Here is a 20,288-nt window from a genome sequence, read left to right as displayed (position 1 = left end):
AAAAAACTTTAAAGCTCGGCTATGGGCTTAATTAAGCGCGCAGGAAGTCAATGTGCGTCACTTTTGGCTTAAATGGGTGACGTTGAACAGCCTGAACTTTTACTTTAGTTTCTTTACCATCGACAACCAGAGTCAGAACTTCGTAAAATTCTGCTTTGCTTTCTTGGTTAATGATTTCATCGTGGTTCAGAGTAACAGAGATAGCTTCTTGGTTGCCACCGTAAACGATAGCTGGCAGTTGGTTAGCTCTGCGCAGGCGGCGGCTCGCACCCTTACCCTGCTCTTTACGTTCAATTGCATTGATAGTTAACATTACAATTTCTCTATAAAAGAAAAAATAAAAATCCTGCTACAGGCGACCCAGCAGCAGGTTCGAGATTTGGCCCTGTAACATCATTTCGCGAAGCGAGACATACAAAGGCGGGCGGCATTTTAACGAAAAAACGGCTAGCGGGCAATCATTAAGATCATTATCTTTCTGACTTGGCATGATTTATTCATCATTAATTGCGTTTTTTCTGATTATCTTAATGATGCGGCAAGACGGAAACGTCCCTGATAATCAAAGATTTTTTCTCTAATCTCCCAGTAGCTTTCTTTTTTTCGCGCAACAACAAATTGCGGGTAACGTAATAATGCTTGTTGTGAAATTATGTCGTTCGCATTATTCCAATGGAAGGGAACGCCAGGGGCACGGTGATGCTCGCGTAAAAAACGGAATTCAAATGCGCGTTTTTGAGCAGAAGTGGTGAGTCTAAAACGCTCAGACACCGACGTGCCATCCTCATCGTAGTAAGTGATTTTCAGCCACTCGCCTTTTGCATCCGAGCCTGAAGTGAGTTCCATTCCCCCGCAGCGTAAGATTAGAGCATCTTTAAGCCGTAAAGCGGCTTTAAGCATATCATCGGGGTCCGTGAGGACTTCTTGGCATTTATGGCAACGTCGTGCGGCAATATCATTTTCAGCGCCGCAATGAGGGCATTGTTTAAATCGAAAGCGAAACTCGCATTGTTGTTTGCGTCCCTGCTCATCTTCTTCCCATCCTTGGCAACGGCGCCCGTAGTGTTCGACAATTTGACCATCTGCAGTACATTTTCCCCAAAAAACATTGGCAAACTGACACAGTGGACAGAAAACTTGGACTGGAACGCTGGTGGAGTTGGGTTTGCTGCTACCCACTTCGGGGCGAAAGAGGTCATGAGGATTTCCGGCATAGTCCAGAATTAGGCACAGTTTCTTTCCTTCACTCAAACGTAAGCCACGTCCAACGATTTGCTGATATAAGCTGACGGACTCTGTTGGGCGTAAGATGGCAATTACGTCTACGTGTGGCGCATCAAAACCAGTGGTCAGTACTGAAACGTTGACAAGATAATGTAATTGCTTGTTTTTAAATTGCTGAATGATGTTTTGGCGCTCAAGGGATGGTGTCTCTGCGGTGACTAATGCCGCAGTATCTTGAGGTAAATAACTGAGGATCTCTTTAGCATGTTCAACCGTAGCGGCAAAAATCATGCACCCTTGTAACGGCGTGGCATACTCAATAATCTGCGCCACAATTTTTGGTGTAATGCGCTGCTGTTTTTTGAGGGATAAATTGAGTTCTTGCTCGCTAAAAATTCCCGATTGGTTAACCGATACCTGACTAAAATCATACTGCAGCACTGGCATATCAAGGCGTTCAGGGGGAACCAAAAATTGGTTTTTGATCATGTAATGCAGCGGCAATTCATAGATACAATCACGGAAAAAACAGTGTTCATCCCCTTTAACCATTCCGTGGTAGTGGTATTGGTAAATCCACCCATGCCCTAGGCGATAGGGAGTTGCGGTCAAACCTAAAATGCGCAGTGCAGAGTTATGCTTTTGTAAGCTTAGGATAATTTGTTGATACTGACTTTCTTCGTTTAAGCTGATGCGATGACATTCATCGATGATAACTAAAGAGAATTTGTCGTCAAAGTGTTCAAGATTACGCGCTACCGATTGTACGCTTCCAAAGACCACTTTACTGTGGGATTCTTTGCGATTGAGGCCTGCTGCGAAGATATCTGCTTCTAGACCATAAGTTAGATATTTGGCGTGGTTTTGTTCAACTAACTCTTTGACATGGGCTAAAACTAATACGCGCCCATGAGCCAATCTCGCTAATTCTGCGATCACTAAGCTTTTTCCTGCCCCTGTCGGGAGCACAATCACCGCGGGCGTAGTGTGACGTCGAAAGTACTGGATTGTCGCGTCAACGGCTTCTTGTTGGTAAGGGCGTAAAGTAAAACGGGATGAGGCTGCAGGCATATGAGTTAGTTTTTTCAAAAAAGTCAGATTATTAATGTTAAATTTAAGTTAGATCCGTGGCTAGGTCTAAATTTAAGCGTTCCCTTTGCTGTGCTATCACTTGTAACAGGTTATTGGTATAATAAATTATGTGATAGTAATCACAGCAATCCATCTTTCTATCTTATGACAGCGCGGTGCTATTGTACCTCTCGCTGACATTCCATCAAGTTAAGAGAATCTATGCGACTGGATAAATTTTTGTCCCAGCAACTTGGGATAAGCCGGAGTTTGGTGGCGCGTGAGCTGCGTGCCGGTAATGTCATGGTTGACGATGAAGTAGTAAAATCAGGTTCGATGCAGGTGGGTCTTGATAATGAAGTTGCCTATGATGGCAATGTGTTAGTGCAAGTTACGGGGCCTCGCTATTTTATGCTCAATAAGCCGGAAGGCTATGTTTGCTCAACTGATGACCCCACGCACCCGACAATTCTCTATTTTATTGATGAGCCCGTCGCTCAAAAACTGCATGCAGCAGGTCGCTTAGATATTGATACGACTGGGTTAGTGTTATTAACGGATGATGGTCAGTGGTCTCATCGCATCACCTCGCCAAAACATCATTGTGAGAAAACGTACCGAGTTCAACTGAGTGAAGATATCGCGGATGATGTCGCGGTACAGTTTGAACAAGGCGTCATGTTAAATGGTGAAAAATCACTCACGAAACCTGCGCAGCTGGAAATTATCTCTCCACGTGATGTCCGACTGACAATCAGTGAAGGGCGCTATCATCAAGTTAAACGAATGTTTGCGGCAGTCGGAAATCATGTGTGTGGTTTGCATCGTGAGCGAGTCGGGGAAATTCGTTTAGATGAGCAGTTAGAGCCGGGTGAATACCGTCCACTGACGGAAGCAGAGATTGAGAGTATTACGGTTCCCCGTTAATGATGTCATAGCAGGAGTTAATAAGTGCAACAACAGCGTTCATCCTATTTGGGGCTGATTTTAATTTTAGGTTTGCTATCAATGCTAATGCCATTAGCGATTGATATGTATTTACCGAGTTTCCCTGCAATGACAGGTTACTTTAATGTAGATGAAGGGCGCATTCAGATGACCCTGAACAGCTACATTTTTGGTTTTGCAATTGGTCAGCTTTTTTATGGTCCGATGGCGGATAGTTTAGGACGCAAACCCGTCATTTTAGGTGGGGTGATTGTCTTTGCACTAGCCTCTGCGGCTTGTGCTGTTGCAGAATCTATCGATACATTTATCTGGCTGCGTTTCCTTCATGGATTTGCGGCAGCCGCAGCCAGCGTCGTGATCAACGCCTTGATGCGTGACATGTTTACTAAAGATGAATTTTCCAGAAGTATGTCTTTCGTCGTGTTAGTGATGACCATTGCACCGTTGATGGCACCTATCATGGGCGGCGAAATGATGCGCTGGTTCTCATGGCATGCCATTTTCTGGAGCATTGCGATTGCGGCTGTCATCGCTGTGGTGCTGGTTAGTTTATTTATCCGAGAAACGCTACCGGTTGAAAGGCGACAAAAATTCCATATCGGAACCACATTACGCCAGTTTGCGACGTTATTCAGAGCCCGCCAAGTGTTGTTCTATATTTTGGCTAGCTCATTCTCGTTTTCCGGTATGTTTTCTTTCTTAAATGCAGGGTCATTTGTCTATATCGACCTTAATGGGGTATCGCCTCAACATTTTGGCTATTACTTTGGCATTAATATTGTTTTCTTATTCATTATGACGACGATTAACGGCAAATTTGTAAGGCAATTTGGCGCTGAGCGAATGTTATATTTTGGGATTATTGTTCAGTTCGTTATGGGAATATGGCTATTAACGACGACAGCATTGGGTATGGATTTCTGGACATTGGTGATTGGCGTCGCGATTTATGTGAGTGGGATTGCCATGATCACCTCAAACTCGATGGCAGTGATCCTCGATAATTACCCTCATATTGCAGGAACAGTTTCTTCACTTGCAGGCACAATTCGTTTTTCTATTGGTGCATTGGTGGGAACGTTGTTATCAATGATCCCTGCTAAAAATGCCTGGCCGATGGTAGGTTCGATGGTAGGCTGTGTGGCACTCTCCATGTTATTTGTGCTTTTAGCGAAACGCGCAAAATAGCATCTCTAATTGAATCAGTTTCAAGGATGAAACTGACAAACTGATTAGTTCCATTCCTTTATTTATATCATTCTGATTTATCTCACAAATACACTATTCATAATACCCATAGATTAACCTGTACAATACATCGATAAAACTGACTAATTACGTAATGTAATTAAAGTATTTATCAAGAAATGATCCATATCAATTATCTTAAGTCGAATATTTGTTAAATTTCTGTTTTCAATGAAAGGTGGAGCTCACTTTTTAATGATCCGAAATAAGGTTGCATGAGCTTAAAAAATAGATGATTGTTAATATACTTCAGTGATAATGTAAAAAATAAATTGATTTATTATGGTTTATTTTGAAGGTTGTTCTCAAAATTTGTTTAAAAATTAACTTTTTTGTCAAAAAAATTCGTATGCAATGATGTGTGTCACAAAAATTTAACGACATGCTACTTTTTTAATGTTATATTTAAGTTCTTGCTTTTAACATTCATGTTACTTTTTGATTGGGTTAAAAGTTCGGTTTGAACGAGGATTTCTTTAAGACTTATGTAGCTCTATTCGCTCTCTAATATAGAGAGAGGTACAAGGAAGAGGGACGTTGTCTCTTGGGGGAGTTTCAGTATCTAAAAGAATCGATATTCATTGAGTGAAATGTAGATTAAATGGCGATTTAGCTAGTCAATTTACTTGGCAAAATGATGACATATTTTAATAGGAAATTTTTGTGGAAAAATTAGGTCTTTCGGTGGTGCACAGGCTGCCGCAAAGCTATCGCTGGTTATCGGGAAAAATAGGTACGGATGTTGAGGTTGTGCCTATGAATGATATTAATAGCGATAAGCTAGTGGGGCTAAAATTGCTGAGCCACGACTGTGCAACAGATTGTATTGCAATGAAGCATTTGTCTGAATCGTTATCGGAAATGCAGATCGATAACGCCATTTTAGAATGGCAAAAAGAGATGTGCTTATTTATCCGAGCGAGTGATGAGCTAACAGCAATGTGCCGTTTAAAAGCATCGGGTGTTGCTATCGCAGAAATGGCTTCTGGTTTCTATTGTGCCTAATGGCATTGAGACTATTTAATATTAAGGTCGTCTTTATGATATTCGGCCCAATAAAAAAGCTTCCGGTTTAGAGCCTGGAAGCTTTTTTATTGGCAAGGTATCTATATACTACTGCATTAATGTTTCTGGGTTTTATGAACCATTAACCACACGGCGGCTTGCGTAATAACGCTTGCTCCAATAATCGTTAGTCATTTCAGAAACGATAACGCCATTACTTGTAGAGGCGTGAACAAATTTATTGTCCCCGATATAAATCCCTACATGCTTCATCGTGCGACCTGTTTTAAACAGAACTAAGTCACCCGCTCTTAAATTGTTGCGTTTTACACTTTTACCTGAAGATTCTTGTTCAGAGGTAGTACGTGGTAATTGCACGCCAAATTGCTCGAGGAAAGTACGTTGTACAAAGCTAGAACAGTCAATACCACTTTTAGTGGTTCCACCTAGACGGTAGCTAACGCCTTTCCAGCTTGCATATTGATCCATGATTTTGGATTTGGTATCAACACTTCTGACTAAATCTTCGAATTCATCTTGAGATGCCATTGCGAGTGAGTCATTCGATGTTGCGTTTAACATGCGAACATCTGAAGATCTTGCGGTAGTTTGACCATTCTTCGATGTTTTCGGTGCCGTACATGCTGAAAGCGTTACGGCAATTGCGACTGCCGGAACAATGCGCCAGACATAGCGCTTAAATTTTTCAGAAGTTAACATTAATAGAATATCCCTTGCCATTTTATTTGTTGCCGTGTGGAAATTACACAACACACTTAAACTGATCCCTGTGAAAAACGCATTATAACGACTGAGTGTATTTTTCGCAGAAAGTGTTTATGTATCGAACAAATTATGCTCTAAATTAGCAGCTGTCTTGTGCTCTAACACCTGTTGATTATAAAAAGATAATCAGAAGCTGCTAAAAATCGTACTTATTTTATATATTTGGCTGATGAATATTGAGTTCTTTAACCAAACATAAAGAATATACATAAACAAAGCTGAAATGGCGAGTTAATAGGGGGATAATTTACAAAACATTATATAAAACGAGAGATCCATCATTAACTTGCCTTCAGAATGCGAATAATCCAGTTTTTTTGCGCCCTTACAGAGACCGTTCTCAAAGAAAATATGATCATAGTCACGTTTATTATCTAATATCTTTATAAAAACAGTGGGGATTTTTTAAATTTCAATCTGAATTGTAAAGAAGTTTAAATTTATATTGTTTGTCACCTAAATGTAAAAGCAATTGGCTGTATCCGATAGCTATATGTTGCGGATATTCTTACTACATTATCGTGTGTTTTTTATGCATTAGTCTTCAAGTTAAGTGAACTAAACAGCTATGTTCACCATTAGGTGCTATGAAGTTTCACTCTTTTAATAAGTGAAAGGAATTAAATAGATTAAATTTTCACTAAGAAAATGAATTTATATAGAGAGTTGTTTATAGCCGTTCTGATTAATAAATATCAAATTTGATTGTTGGAGTAGATGACTGATTTTAATAAAACACAGAGTGATTTGTTATATAAATGAAATCAGTTTCAATGAAATTTATTGTATCTAAGTTAAATTAAAGGAGTTAAAGGTCGTGCCTATCCTTTGAGGTTATTTAAAAATAAAAAATAGCGGCCATAAGTGAAATAACTATTCCCCTCCGCAAATTAAGCTTATATCCGAAAATTTATTAAGTAATGCATCAATTAGATGTAAATAAATTTTAGTAATTGACGATAACTTAATTTTAAGCGGAGAAATTCTTGTGGATCACTCAGTAAAAAAAATAACATTAGCAGTATTTTCTTTAATGGCATTAACATTCGGTATGCACGCTAAGGCGTCTACGCACAGCGAAGCAAAACCCGTTTCATCAGGCACAATCCACTTTGTTGGCGCAATTGTCGCATCACCTTGTGTTATCACGAGTATTGAGCAGAGCATTGATACAAAATGCTGGAATGATGATGGCGTCGTTAAAACGACCTCAGTAAAGTTTAATAAATTGAGTGAAAAAGGGACTATGCTTCCAAATCAAAAAGGAACTCAAACATTTAAATGGATTAACAAGGAAAATAAAATAGGGGTTTACACGGTTATTTATGACTAATAACTAAATTGTCATATTTATATTAATTTTTGAATATTAAATGGAATGCTATTCTAGGATGAATTGGTGATGTTTATTTATAATGACGCCTATGGGCGGAATGCCCATAGGTAATGTAAGCTTATTTTCTTATTGAGAAAATAGGGCGAAATAATTAATCACAACGGCCCATATAACGGCGTTCAGGAATATGAATACGGATTTTTTCACCGGTAGTTATATATTCAGGAACTTGAACGGTTAAGCCTGTCGGCATTGTTGCAGGTTTAGTACGAGCACTCGCAGAAGCGCCTTTAATTCCTGGTGTTGTTTCAGCAATCACCATATCGACAGTTTGTGGTAATTCAAGAGCTAGAACTTGCCCATCCATTGTTAAAACCTGCATTCCTGGTAAACCTTCTTCAGGAATAAATAACAGCTCTTCTTCAATATCAGATTTTTTAAAGATATATGGGGTATAGTCTTCATTGTCCATGAACACATACTCATCACCATCAATATAAGAGAAGCTTACCGCACGGCGAGTGAGTGAAATTGTGTCTAAAATATCATCACCTTTGAAGCGCTCTTCAACTTTTTGGCCAGTTTTGATATCGGTAAAGCGCATTTTATACAATGTACTTGCGCCACGAGCGCTTGGAGATTGGATATCAATGTCTTTAACCAGCAGTAATTTCCCGTTGTAGTTTATTGCAAAACCACGTTTGATTTCGTTGGCCTTGGCCATAAATAACCTTCTTTGTTATTGTCAAAAAGAGTTCGACAAAATTACTCGCAGATAAGGGATTAGGCAAGATGTTAACATCAAAAAAATCCCTAGTTTTCACGCTAGGGATCTCTTTTTAACCAATGATTGTCTTTGAATAACTTAATAGACAGGTAATAAACCTAGCAGAGACAAAATATGTGCGGCTGCGTTAATCAAACCAAATAAGATGACGAACCCAATCACAAAGCTTCCGCCGGGTGTTCGATAGCTATTATTAGGAAAACGCTTACGGCTTGCTCTTGCCATCATGGCAGGGACAATGACCGCCCAAATAGTTGCTGCGAGTCCTGCAAAACCGATGGCATAAATAAAGCCGTCAGGGAACGCTAAACCTAAAACCGTTGGCGGTAAGAAAGTAATAATGACTGATTTAAAACGCCCTTGATGGCTATCGTTAAATTTAAAGAAGTCCGCGATAAAATCAAATAAGCCGAGGGATACGCCTAAAAACGAGCTTGCTAATGCCATATAAGAGAACAGCGTTAAAAATTGCGAAATAAAGCTACTCTGTGCGGAAATATTCATTTGATTCAGTAACGCGCCAATATTGTTACCATTTTCTCTGATCGCAATAAAGGACGAACGTGGAATATTACCTTGGATAGCATACTGCCATAAGATGTAGATAGTGACCGTAATTCCTGCGCCGTACACTAAGCTCAACATGACACTACGGCTGTCTTTATTGTAGTACTTCACTAATCCCGGTACGTTACCGTGATAACCAAAAGAGGTCAGTAAATAAGGCAACGCAGCTAATGCATAAGGTAAATATTCACTTTGACTATTTTCATATTGGTTGAAAAGAATCAACGGTGAGGCGGTAGTGACCATGCCGCCGATGGACATCACAAATGTGATCACCATCCCGCCAATTAAAATCGTACTTAACCTATCAACTGCACGGGTAGATAACCAAACAAAAAACGCGATAACCACCGCAAAAACAAAGCCAGAAAGCGCTTGCGGAACTTGAACATATTTTGAAATGTTCTCGGTGATGATCGAGCTACCCGCCGAAATATAGGCATAGGTTAAAATATACAACACAAACGTGATGGAGAGAGTGTTAATGGTATTCCAGCCAGAACCTAATAAATCCTTCACCATGGTATGAAAACTAGCACCTGCTGGATAATTCATATTGGCTTCTAAAATCATTAATCCTGATAACAACATACAGATAAATGTGTAGATCAGTAAGACAACTGAACCGGAAAACCAAACACCTGAAGTCACCATCGGAATAGAAAACATACCTGCACCGACTGCGGTACCGGCTATGATCATTGAGCCGCCTAAAATAGAGGGGCGCTTTGGTGGTTTTGTTACATCGGCTTCCATGATGACTCCTGAATGATTGTTTCACTGTACTAGCCGAACGATACATTAGGTCGGAAATAATGTAAACATCTAAAAGATAATAAAATAAAAAATAGTTAAGAGTGGTTATTATATGCACAAGCAGTGAGATGTTTGTGCATATTGGGTTTAGATATGCGGCTGATAGAAACGTTTACTGAGCCATAATTCGATCGCATTACGGCTAGCTTCAAAATGAGGTTCAGGTAATGGGTCAGTTGGGGAGATCCACAACAGGCTTTCGCATTTATCCGCTTCCATGATCTGCGGGGCAACTTTCCCGTTATATTCCACATGCATACAGATAGAAACCGTATGTTTACCTTCTTGTCGGAACGTTTCGATATTATTGCTGAGACCAAATACAGTTGGGGTATCGATATCAATACCAATCTCTTCTTTTATTTCACGGATTGCGCAGGCTTCGAAAGATTCTCCAGGGTCAACGTGGCCTCCGAAAATAGACCAGTAAGGTGCATGCTGGCTGTTACGTTTACCCAGTAGAATTTGCCCTTGGCCGTTCGTAATCAGCACACCGACACCAACAACAACGTATTGAGGACCCGACATTATTTTTCCTTCTTCTTATTTTTATAAAGAAAGGAATTTTGCCACGTTACTTTCAAATTACAATCAGGAAAAAATACAAATATCACTGAAACCAACAGTTATTAATGTTATAACTATGCCCTGAAAATCTTGTGATAAGACTGTCTGCACGAAGACAATAATGATAAGGGAGATAAGTGGTTATGACTCGCCGGGTTGCTACAATTACATTAAATCCTGCTTATGACCTTGTGGGGCTATGCCCTTCCATCGAAGTCGGTGAAGTCAATTTAGTTAAGACCGCTAGTCTCAATGCTGGAGGTAAAGGGGTCAATGTGGGGAAAGTCCTGCGTGACCTTGGTATTGATATCACTGTTAGCGGCTTTATGGGTAAGGACAACCAAGAAGAATTCCAACACTTCTTTAGTGAAAATGGCATGGCAAACCGTTTTAGCATGGTGCCAGGTCGTACACGCATTAATGTTAAGCTCACAGAAAATAACGGTGAGTCGACAGACTTTAATTTCTCTGGTTTTGATGTCAGTAAAGAAGATTGGAACCGTTTTTCCACGGAATCCCTTAATTGGCTTGGCCATTTTGACATGGTGGTGGTCAGTGGAAGTTTACCTAACGGGATTGAACCTGAAGAGTTCACACGTTGGATGACTCGCCTGCGTCAGTTATGCCCTTGTATTATCTTTGATAGCAGCCGCGAAGCATTAAAAGCGGGTCTGAAAGCATCACCATGGTTAGTTAAACCTAATCGTCAAGAGCTAGAAACATGGGTAGGGCGCAAATTACCGGATTTAAAAGATGTTATTGCTGCGGCGCATGAATTGCGCGATAAAGGCATTTCTCACGTGGTTATTTCCCTCGGTGAAGAAGGCGCTCTTTGGGTAAATGCTTCAGGCTCTTGGTTAGCGAAACCGCCTCAATGTGAGGTTGTCAGTACGGTAGGCGCTGGCGATTCAATGGTTGCAGGGTTAGCTTACGGCTTATTAAATGGTGAGACTAGCGAACATACACTCCGTATGGCGACTGCAATTTCTGCGTTATCGGTTTCTCAGCCGGATGTTGGTTTGAAAAACCGTAATAAACTGGCCGATATGATGGCAAAAATTGAGATGAAATCATTGTAACTATTTTACGATTATTTCATTGGGAAGGCGGCTTATAGAAGGCCGCCTTTTTGTTTGCTATGCGTTTGGTTTATTAGCAGTCTTATTTACTGAAAGCGTTAGCTATTTTGTTGCGATTTTAACCATGCAATTTCTTGTGGCCAAATATCGGGATTGATGGTCTCTAAAATCAGCGGAATACCATCAAAACGCGGGTCTTTCATAATATAGCTAAATGGCGCATAACCAATATTGCCTTCACCTAAGCTATGATGGCGGTCAACACGACTGGCAAATTCACTTTTCGCATCATTAAGATGCATACCTTTTAAGAATTCAAAGCCCACAATGTCAGAAAATTGTTGGAATGTTTTCTCGCAATCTTCCGCTGTACGTAAGTCATAACCAGCTGCAAAGGCATGGCAAGTATCTATACAAACCCCAACACGGCTTTGATCTTTCACGCGTTCGATGATTTTAGCTAAATGCGTAAAATCAAAACCAAGGTTTGTTCCTTGTCCTGCGGTATTTTCAATGACGGCGATAACGCCTTCAGTTTCTTCTAAGGCGATATTGATCGATTCTGCAATGAGGACTAGGCAATCATCAACGTCAATTTGTTTAAGGTGGCTGCCGGGATGGAAGTTCAGCAGGTCAATCCCCAATTGCATGCAACGCTGCATTTCATCGATAAAAGCGACGCGAGATTTCTCTAATGCTTCAAATTCAGGGTGTCCCAAATTAATGAGATAACTGTCGTGGGGTAAAATTTGGTGTTTCCCATAACCGTATTTAGTGCAGTTTTGTTTGAAGCTTTTAATGACTTCGTCGCTAAGGGGGGCGGCTTTCCATTGACGCTGATTTTTGGTAAATAAAGCAAATGCGGTGGCTCCAATTTCATGGGCGCGAATCACTGCTTGGTCAACGCCGCCAGAGGCGCTGACATGTGCTCCAACATATTTCATGATTGACTCCTTTTTTCAGGAGTATGCCATTAATAATTAAAGAAATGAAACCAATAAAAAAATGCCGCTTATGAAAAGCGGCAATCGGAGGTGCTCAAAAAAGGAGACAAACTTAGCAAATAGAAAATGAGGGTTAAAACACCGACTGGATAACAACGTTAATCACAATACCGCCAAAAATTAACCAAGCGAACAAGATAGCTGCCATCAGTAAAGGTTTGATCCCCGCTTGTCGAATCGCACTGACATGCGTTGTCAACCCTAATGCCACCATCGCCATCGCTAATAAGATGGTATCTAACGTAATAATTTGTTTAACCAGCTGTTCAGGTAATAAGTTGAATGAGTTAAACGCGGCGACCAAAATAAAAATCACGGCAAACCAAGGGATCGTAATTTTACTTTTCTGAGCGCCTTCTTGTGTGTTGGCCGCATTTTTACGACTAATAAATGCAGACAAGATAATTAAAAACGGTGCCAGCATCATGACACGCAACATTTTTGCTATCACAGAAGCATTTTCTGCATCTGGACCAATAGTATGACCTGCGGCAACCACTTGGGCGACTTCATGAACAGTTGAACCGATATAAATCCCGAACGTTTCTTGAGTTGCAGGGATCCAGCCGAAATGTGCATTTAACTGATATAACCATGGGTAGACAAAAATACCGATGGTACCGAAGATCACCACGGTTGAAACGGCAACAGCGACTTTACTTGCAGACGCTTTAACCACTGGCTCGGTTGCCATTACAGCGGCGGCACCACAAATACTGCTACCTGCACCGATTAACATGGTGGTTTCATCATCAAGTTTGAATACTTTTTTACCAAGCCAGTAAGCTAAGAAAAAAGTGGAGGTTAATGTCAGGGCATCAATAATCAGTCCTGTAGCTCCCACGTCGGTAATTTGCTGAAAAGTAAGGCGAAAGCCATACAGAATAATACCGGCACGTAAAAAATAGTGCTTAGCAAATTTGATCCCTGCATCGCTACTTGTACTAATAGCAGGGTAAACGGTATTTCCCACACAAATACCAAGAAGAATAGCCAGAGTGAGAGCGCCCAGCCCAATATCCATAAACCATGACTGTTCCCCAAGGTATATGGCAATGGCTGTTAAAATTCCCGCTAAAATAATCCCCGGAACAAGTTTTAGAATAGGGAATGAATTATTTTGTGTGATTGCTTTGGTTCCAGTTTTATCCATGACTACACTCTTTATGACGACTTAGATTAAGTTGGAATAAGCATATAACAAAAAATTCAATAATCTAAATTGATTGTTTTTGTATTATTTATCTAAAAAACAGATTAAGAGTTTCTTCTGGTATATTGCTAATAAATGATTAATATTAACAATATTATTACAACTACATAATCATCTTGGAGCTTTCTGTATGCGTATTACACTGAGGCAGCTTGAAGTTTTCACGGAAGTATTGAAAAGTGGCTCCACGACGCAGGCATCGCAATTATTAGCATTATCGCAGTCCGCAGTGAGCGCTTCACTGACTGACTTGGAAGGGCAGCTAGGCGTGCAACTTTTTGACCGTGTAGGTAAACGACTTGTTACTAACGAACATGGGCGCCTACTTTACCCAAAGGCATTAGCGTTATTAGAACAAGCATTTGAAGTTGAGCAACTGTTCAAAAAAGAGATGGGCGCAGTTCGTTTGGCGGCAAGTACCACAATCGGTAACTATATGTTGCCTGAAATTTTAGCTGGGTATCGTCATGATAATCCTGAAATTCCACTGGAGTTATTCATTGGGAATACTGAGGAAGTCATTAAAGGTGTGATGGAGTTTCGGGCGGATGTGGGGCTGATTGAAGGGGTCTGTCATAGTCCAGAACTCATTTCAAAACCGTGGTTAAAAGATGAGTTAGTGGTGTTTTCAGCACCAAGTAACCCATTAGCGCAGAAAAAAGTGACTTTAAAAGAGTTAAAAGATGCGCCATGGATCTTGCGTGAAAGGGGGTCTGGTACGCGCGATGTACTAGACCAACTGCTATTCGCACACCTTCCAGGCTTCCATATTTTGATGGAGTTAGGTAATTCCGAAGCGATTAAACATGCGGTACGTTTTGGGATGGGTATCAGCTGTTTATCTCGACGCGTGATTGCCGAGCAGTTAGAGAATGGCACGCTGGTGGAGCTTGAAGTGGAAGAGTTACAACTTGAGCGTACGCTATACCTGATTTATCACCGTCAGAAGCATCTTTCTAACGCGATAACGAATCTGCTGGATTATTGTCATTGACGTTTTATTCACCATAACGTGTTTTGCTAATAATTATCGCTGGATTATGAAGGTATCTTATAACAGCAAAGAGTTGCTTAGTTCTGCCGTTTGAGTTTGTTAGAATCCCCCGCGTTATTGACTGAAAATAAAATACAGGGAACAGATGGCAGAACAACATACAACGACATCGATGAGCGGCGGACCAAGATTACGTCGAGAACTAAAAGCTCGCCACCTCGCGATGATCGCAATTGGCGGCTCCATCGGAACCGGTTTATTTGTGGCATCCGGTGCCACAGTAGCACAAGCTGGACCGGGTGGAGCGCTCCTCTCATACGCCATTATTGGTTTAATGGTGTATTTCTTAATGACCAGCTTAGGTGAATTAGCGGCATACATGCCAGTCTCCGGCTCCTTTGCGACTTATGGCGCAAAATATGTCGATGAAGGCTTTGGTTTCGCACTAGGTTGGAACTACTGGTACAACTGGGCTGTCACTATCGCAGTTGACCTTGTCGCTGCACAATTAGTGATGACCTACTGGTTCCCAGATACCCCAGGTTGGATCTGGAGTGCTATCTTCTTAGCAATCATTTTCTTACTGAACTATATTTCCGTTAAAGGCTTCGGTGAAGCCGAATATTGGTTCTCGCTAATCAAAGTGACCACGGTGATTATTTTTATCGTCGTCGGTGTGCTGATGATTTTCGGTATTATGAACGGTGCAGAAAACGCAGGTTGGCATAACTGGGAAATTGGTGATGCACCATTTGCAGGTGGTTTCTCTGCCATGATTGGTGTGGCGATGATCGTAGGGTTCTCATTCCAAGGTACTGAATTAATCGGTATTGCGGCAGGTGAGTCAAAAGATCCAGCGAAAAATATCCCACGTGCAGTGCGTAAAGTGTTCTGGCGTATTTTGCTGTTCTATATCTTTGCGATTTTAATCATCAGCTTAATTATTCCTTACACTGACCCAAGTTTACTGCGTAATGACGTAAAAGATATTAGCGTGAGTCCATTTACACTAGTATTTGAAAATGCAGGTTTATTATCAGCAGCAGCGGTGATGAACGCCGTTATCTTAACTGCGGTTCTCTCTGCGGGTAACTCAGGAATGTATGCCTCAACGCGTATGCTGTATACCTTGGCTCGTGAAGGTAAAGCACCGAAAATCTTTGCTCGCCTGTCAAAAGGTGGCGTACCACGTTATGCATTGCTGGCAACTACGGTTGTGGCGGGTCTGTGCTTTTTAAGCTCAATGTTTGGTAATCAAACTGTGTATTTGTGGTTATTAAATACATCGGGTATGACTGGATTTATCGCATGGTTAGGGATTGCTATCAGCCATTATCGCTTCAGAAGAGGCTATATTGCGCAAGGTAGAGATCTTAATGACTTGCCATATCGCTCAGGATTCTTCCCAATCGGGCCAATTTTCGCCTTTATCTTGTGCTTAGTGATTACACTGGGTCAAAACTACCAAGCTTTCTTAGAAGATAAAATTGACTGGGTGGGCGTCACTGCAACCTATATCGGTATTCCTTTATTCTTAGCTATCTGGTTCGGATATAAAATCGTGAAGAAAACCTCGATTATCCGTTATAAAGAGATGAGCTTCCCGTCATATAAAGAGAATTTAGAGAAGTAATTTTCTCTTAAAATTAAGATGTTAATGGGTAATGTGAGTCAGTGAGTTTGCTGACGACATTACCCATTTTTGTTTTCTAAGGGGATGACGTTGATTGGGTGTTTTCCGGTATAACTAGCATTGCACGCAGCACCATCTCTCCCGCATTAATTAGCGTGGACAATTCCTCTTCCGTTTCACCCGCTCTTGCTCGTAGCGATACTGAATGCAGCAATGCGACAAGCATTTTTACCAGTAATCGCGCATTTTCAGGTTCACGTAAGGTCGATTTTTCCTTTTCGATACAAGTAATAAGCATCGTCTCCTGTGCAAGGATAACGTCTTTTAGGAAGGCTTGTACCTGTGGGTCATCGGTTTCTGCTACGGCAGTGGAGAGCACCATACAGCCTGTCTTACCATCCACTCCGTTATACAAGGAGACGGTGGCACGTAGCCAACGACTAAGTCGTGCAAACAACGGCTCATTTGGCGATTGAGCAGCAAGTGCCGCTGCGTAATGTGCCTGCGCAATTTCACCAAACCGTGCCATTGCTAATTCATACAGTCGCGCTTTGTTTCCAAAAGCGGCGTAGAGACTCGGCTTTTTCATCGCCGTGACGTCAACCAAATCTTCAAGTGAAGTCGCGGAATACCCCTTGCGCCAAAATAACGCCATGATGTTATTTAGCGCTTCATGGCTATCATAATTTCGTGGTCTACCTTTTTGTGCCATTTTATTACCATTCAGTACAAAAATAGTTTACTTCATTGTATATCATATATTATCTTACCGATCAGTATAATAATGATGATTAAACAACCAAAGGTAATAGAATGAATAAATATGATTATGTCATTAGCACGGACGCTGGGTTGACGACACCGTCAATTCAGGCGCTGATTGCAGGGGGGAGGGCGCAACAATCGTCTTTACTTAAAGTGGGTATTTTTGTCTGCCCAGGATTTATGCCAATGGACATTAATGGGGCACAATCCGTTTTTACTATTGTGGGCGCTGAAATTTATTTTATCTGGAAGCGTAAAGAGTTGCTTGAGGGCTACACAGGGTGGCCAACGATGCCAACAATGACATTCGATGAGTGCCCTGATGATTTAGATGTTTTAGTCACGGGTATGGTGCCTCCAGAGGTTATTGAAGATCCTGAAGTGATTCAGTTTTTTGCTCAGGTTGGGCATACCGCAAAAACGGTGATTGGTACTTGCTATGGTTCGTTAATGCTAGGAACGGCAGGGTTATTGCGGGGTAAGCGGGCAACCAGTAATAGTAATGTTGTCCCGATGCTACCAGACGTAGGGGCAATCGCCGTAGGGGGCAGTGATGTTGTCATCGATGGTTCGATTTATACCTCTGGACCCGCAACCGGTTCATTTGATGCCTCACTGTTGGTGCTCAAAGCCTTACGTGGAGAAGAGGTTGCCTCCCTTGTCGAATTGGCAATTGAGTATGATCCGCGCCCACCGTTTCGTACCGGTTCACCTGAACTCGCAGGCCCTGAAATGACAGCAATAGCACAGCAGATGACAGCACCACTAAACCAAGAGTATCACGCTGCGGCAAAACGCGGTTACGCACAGTTTAACCAGAATATTAATCAATAACCTTCCGTCTCTACTGTCTTTTCGCGCTTGTATTTAGTCTTTTTTTGGCAAGCGCTCACCTTTCTTCGTTTTTAATTTGATCTGCTGCGGATGTGTAATCCGCAGCAGATCTCGATTCAAAAGATTTAACCTTTGACTTAAGTCACACAATTCATCACGGAAAGTCATGAATCATTCAATAATGGTATTGATAAGTATTACCATTTACATTATTGTTACCGCCTGCGAATGAGAGTTAATTACTTAATTGATTTAACTTCAAAAGTGGTAAACCTCAGAAAGTATCATGTCAAAAAAATAATAAACCGTTGGGGCGTTAGACGACCCATGCTGAGCATAGAAAATTCATTGTTAAGATAAAGAAATCTCTTGGAGAATTGGGAATGGTTGTTTTTACTAAAAGAAAAATAGCAGTTAGCATTATTGCGGCTATCACTGCGGTACCTGCTTTTGCGGATGACAGCAGCGATAAAATTTTTGTAACAACTGCATCAGGCTATCAGCAAAAGATTGAAGATGCGCCAGCATCAATTTCCGTTGTGACACGTGAACAGCTAGAAACTAAAGCTTATCGCGATGTGACGGATGCCCTGAAGGATGTTCCAGGTGTTCTTGTTACCGGTGGTGGTAGCAGCTCCGATATTAGTATCCGAGGGATGGATGCAAAATACACCATGATCCTTATCGATGGGAAGCGTGTAGATACACGTAGCATCCGACCAAATAGTGATGGGGCAGGTATCGAACAAGGCTGGTTACCACCATTACCTGCCATCGAGCGTATCGAAGTGGTTCGCGGTCCAATGTCCTCTCTTTACGGCTCTGATGCTATGGGCGGGGTTATCAATATTATTACTCGTCGTGTTCAGCAAGAGTGGACAACGAGTTTACGTGCAGATACTACCATTACAGAACGCAAAAATTCAGGTAATACAGGGCAAGGTAGCTTCTATACCTCAGGGCCATTAGTTGATGGTTTATTAGGAATAAAGTTACAGGGTCAATATTCACACCGAAGTGAAGATAAAATTATCGATGGATTTGGTCGCCAAATCATGACCAGTGGTGGGGGTACATTATCACTGACACCAAATGAGCAAAACGCCTTTGATTTAGACTTTAAAAAAGATAACCAGCATCGTGACTATCGTGAGGGTTATACCGCTGCTTATGGTGATGGTAGCGGATTTAGTAAGTATGATATGACCCATGTAGCTTTAACGCATACAGGTACTTATGATCTTGCATCGACGGACACTTATGTTCAGTACGATGAAGCGAAAAACCCAGGTCGTAAAATGACGGTGGAAGATTTAGTCGTCCGTAACCAAAGTGTTTTCTTACTGGGTGATCACAGTGTCAGTATTGGTGGTCAGTACCGTAAGGAAAAGCTAAAAGATCAAAGTAACAAACTGCCAGGAAATAGCGAGTTAGACAGATACAGCTGGGCATTATTTGCAGAAGATGAATGGTTAATGACAAATGACTTTGCATTAACAGGTGGTCTGCGAATGGATAATGATGAAAACTACGGTGCTCATTGGACTCCTCGTTTATACGGCGTTTGGCATGCAGATGAGCAATGGACGATTAAAGGTGGTGTATCTACAGGCTATAAAGCACCAAGTTTACGTGAATCGTCGGCAAACTGGGGACAAGCAACTGGCGGTGGTAAAGGAAATGCCGTCATTTACGGTAACCCAGATCTGAAACCAGAAAAAAGTATCACTGAAGAGATTGGTGTTATTTGGAATAATCAAGATAACCTAACCGCTGGGGTTACTATTTATAATACTGATTTCAAAGATAAAATCACTGAAATCAGACGTTGTGACAATAGCATTGACACAATCAGAGACTGTACGTTAGCCGATGGTGAAGGTGACAGCCCAGGTAAACCGTACCGTTTTGTTAGCGATAAAGCCAACGTTGACAAAGCAAGAATGCAAGGTGTTGAAGTGACTTTCAACTGGGGAATTCTTGATAACCTCGAATTTGCAGCGAACTATACCTATACGCACACAGAGCAAAAAAGTGGTGTAAATAAAGGTAAGCCGTTGAGTAAGCAGCCTAAGCACATGGTAAATACCACCTTGACTTGGGATACAACAGAAGATTTACAAACTTGGGGTCGTATGAATTTCCGTAGTGAAACTTCAGATTATCAAGGTCGTGGTCAGCAAATGAGTAAAGGGACACCATCCTACGCAATGTTTGACCTGGGTACGAGCTATAAACTCAGTAAAAATGCCAACATTGTTGGTGGTGTTTATAACGTGCTAGACCGCCGTGTAGATCAAGGAACCTATGGCGCTGAATTAGAAGGTCGTCGTTATAATATCGGCATTAACTACAACTTCTAATTAAACTATTAATTTTTATTTATCTAAGCCCTTTGGTTAATCGCCAAA

Annotated in this window: 18 protein-coding genes; 9 read left to right on the top strand and 9 right to left on the bottom strand. The window is 41.3% G+C overall.

From position 1 onward, the window contains the following. Window positions 1-31 precede the first annotated feature (31 nt). On the bottom strand, window positions 32-313 hold the full coding sequence (rplY, locus tag H0913_RS11305; protein WP_154603555.1) for a 50S ribosomal protein L25: 282 nt from the start codon (window positions 311-313) through the stop codon (window positions 32-34). A gap of 209 nt (window positions 314-522) precedes the next feature. Then, complete coding sequence (locus tag H0913_RS11300) at window positions 523-2,295, bottom strand: DEAD/DEAH box helicase (RefSeq protein ID WP_181478765.1); 1,773 nt, start codon at window positions 2,293-2,295, stop codon at window positions 523-525. A gap of 222 nt (window positions 2,296-2,517) precedes the next feature. Here H0913_RS11300 and rsuA point away from each other — a divergent pair, with 222 nt between their 5' ends. From rsuA to H0913_RS11285, 3 genes are all read left to right on the top strand, one after another. Then, on the top strand, window positions 2,518-3,222 hold the full coding sequence (gene rsuA / locus H0913_RS11295; RefSeq protein ID WP_154603556.1) for a 16S rRNA pseudouridine(516) synthase RsuA: 705 nt from the start codon (window positions 2,518-2,520) through the stop codon (window positions 3,220-3,222). A gap of 24 nt (window positions 3,223-3,246) precedes the next feature. Beyond that, entirely contained in the window at window positions 3,247-4,431 is a 1,185-nt protein-coding gene (locus H0913_RS11290; RefSeq protein WP_036953002.1) for a Bcr/CflA family multidrug efflux MFS transporter, read from the top strand. A gap of 723 nt (window positions 4,432-5,154) precedes the next feature. Further along, window positions 5,155-5,496, top strand: a complete 342-nt coding sequence (locus H0913_RS11285) for a hypothetical protein (protein WP_181477266.1) — start codon at window positions 5,155-5,157, stop codon at window positions 5,494-5,496. 132 nt (window positions 5,497-5,628) lie between these two features. Here the strand turns inward: H0913_RS11285 and mepS are convergent, their stop codons facing one another. Further along, a complete protein-coding gene (gene mepS / locus H0913_RS11280; protein WP_154603557.1) occupies window positions 5,629-6,216 on the bottom strand; it encodes a bifunctional murein DD-endopeptidase/murein LD-carboxypeptidase in 588 nt (195 codons plus the stop codon). Between the two features lie 1,054 nt (window positions 6,217-7,270). Between mepS and H0913_RS11275 the strand changes: the two genes are divergently transcribed. Beyond that, window positions 7,271-7,615: a hypothetical protein gene (locus H0913_RS11275; RefSeq protein WP_181477265.1), complete on the top strand. Its 345-nt coding sequence runs from the start codon at window positions 7,271-7,273 to the stop codon at window positions 7,613-7,615. A gap of 154 nt (window positions 7,616-7,769) precedes the next feature. On the opposite strand, the gene yeiP is transcribed toward H0913_RS11275, so the two are convergent. The 3 genes from yeiP to H0913_RS11260 form a co-directional block, all read right to left on the bottom strand. After that, window positions 7,770-8,342, bottom strand: a complete 573-nt coding sequence (gene yeiP, locus H0913_RS11270; protein ID WP_154603558.1) for an elongation factor P-like protein YeiP — start codon at window positions 8,340-8,342, stop codon at window positions 7,770-7,772. Between the two features lie 141 nt (window positions 8,343-8,483). After that, the gene (gene mtr, locus H0913_RS11265) at window positions 8,484-9,728 is read right to left on the bottom strand and encodes a tryptophan permease (protein WP_154639304.1); all 1,245 of its coding nucleotides are present in this window, start codon (window positions 9,726-9,728) and stop codon (window positions 8,484-8,486) included. Between the two features lie 147 nt (window positions 9,729-9,875). Beyond that, window positions 9,876-10,316 (bottom strand): nucleotide triphosphate diphosphatase NUDT15, encoded by a 441-nt coding sequence (locus tag H0913_RS11260; protein WP_181477264.1) that lies wholly within the window; start codon window positions 10,314-10,316, stop codon window positions 9,876-9,878. A 182-nt stretch (window positions 10,317-10,498) separates the two neighbouring features. Here H0913_RS11260 and fruK point away from each other — a divergent pair, with 182 nt between their 5' ends. Next, window positions 10,499-11,434 carry a 1-phosphofructokinase gene (fruK, locus tag H0913_RS11255; RefSeq protein WP_036953017.1) on the top strand — a complete coding sequence of 312 codons (936 nt, stop codon included), beginning with the start codon at window positions 10,499-10,501 and terminating at the stop codon, window positions 11,432-11,434. A 98-nt stretch (window positions 11,435-11,532) separates the two neighbouring features. Here the strand turns inward: fruK and nfo are convergent, their stop codons facing one another. Together nfo and H0913_RS11245 are read right to left on the bottom strand one after the other, a co-directional pair. Beyond that, window positions 11,533-12,378, bottom strand: coding sequence for a deoxyribonuclease IV (nfo, locus tag H0913_RS11250; RefSeq protein ID WP_181477263.1), 846 nt, complete (start codon window positions 12,376-12,378; stop codon window positions 11,533-11,535). Window positions 12,379-12,511: 133 nt separating this feature from the next. Further along, complete coding sequence (locus tag H0913_RS11245; protein WP_154639306.1) at window positions 12,512-13,591, bottom strand: YeiH family protein; 1,080 nt, start codon at window positions 13,589-13,591, stop codon at window positions 12,512-12,514. A gap of 190 nt (window positions 13,592-13,781) precedes the next feature. Here H0913_RS11245 and yieE point away from each other — a divergent pair, with 190 nt between their 5' ends. After that, entirely contained in the window at window positions 13,782-14,645 is an 864-nt protein-coding gene (gene yieE / locus H0913_RS11240; protein ID WP_154603562.1) for a DNA-binding transcriptional regulator YeiE, read from the top strand. 145 nt (window positions 14,646-14,790) lie between these two features. Then, window positions 14,791-16,278, top strand: coding sequence for an amino acid permease (locus tag H0913_RS11235; RefSeq protein WP_154603563.1), 1,488 nt, complete (start codon window positions 14,791-14,793; stop codon window positions 16,276-16,278). A 76-nt stretch (window positions 16,279-16,354) separates the two neighbouring features. On the opposite strand, the gene H0913_RS11230 is transcribed toward H0913_RS11235, so the two are convergent. Beyond that, the gene (locus H0913_RS11230; protein ID WP_181477262.1) at window positions 16,355-16,990 is read right to left on the bottom strand and encodes a TetR/AcrR family transcriptional regulator; all 636 of its coding nucleotides are present in this window, start codon (window positions 16,988-16,990) and stop codon (window positions 16,355-16,357) included. A gap of 101 nt (window positions 16,991-17,091) precedes the next feature. Between H0913_RS11230 and H0913_RS11225 the strand changes: the two genes are divergently transcribed. Both H0913_RS11225 and H0913_RS11220 read left to right on the top strand, forming a co-directional pair. Beyond that, window positions 17,092-17,877, top strand: a complete 786-nt coding sequence (locus tag H0913_RS11225; RefSeq protein WP_181477261.1) for a DJ-1/PfpI family protein — start codon at window positions 17,092-17,094, stop codon at window positions 17,875-17,877. 383 nt (window positions 17,878-18,260) lie between these two features. Then, on the top strand, window positions 18,261-20,240 hold the full coding sequence (locus tag H0913_RS11220) for a ligand-gated channel protein (RefSeq protein ID WP_181477260.1): 1,980 nt from the start codon (window positions 18,261-18,263) through the stop codon (window positions 20,238-20,240). The last annotated feature ends 48 nt before the right edge of the window (window positions 20,241-20,288 follow it).

This window comes from Providencia rettgeri (assembly GCF_013702265.1).
Lineage (GTDB): Bacteria > Pseudomonadota > Gammaproteobacteria > Enterobacterales > Enterobacteriaceae > Providencia > Providencia zhijiangensis.
The sequence above is the reverse complement of the archived record's forward strand: the minus strand, read 5'-3'. Positions and strand labels throughout refer to the sequence as shown.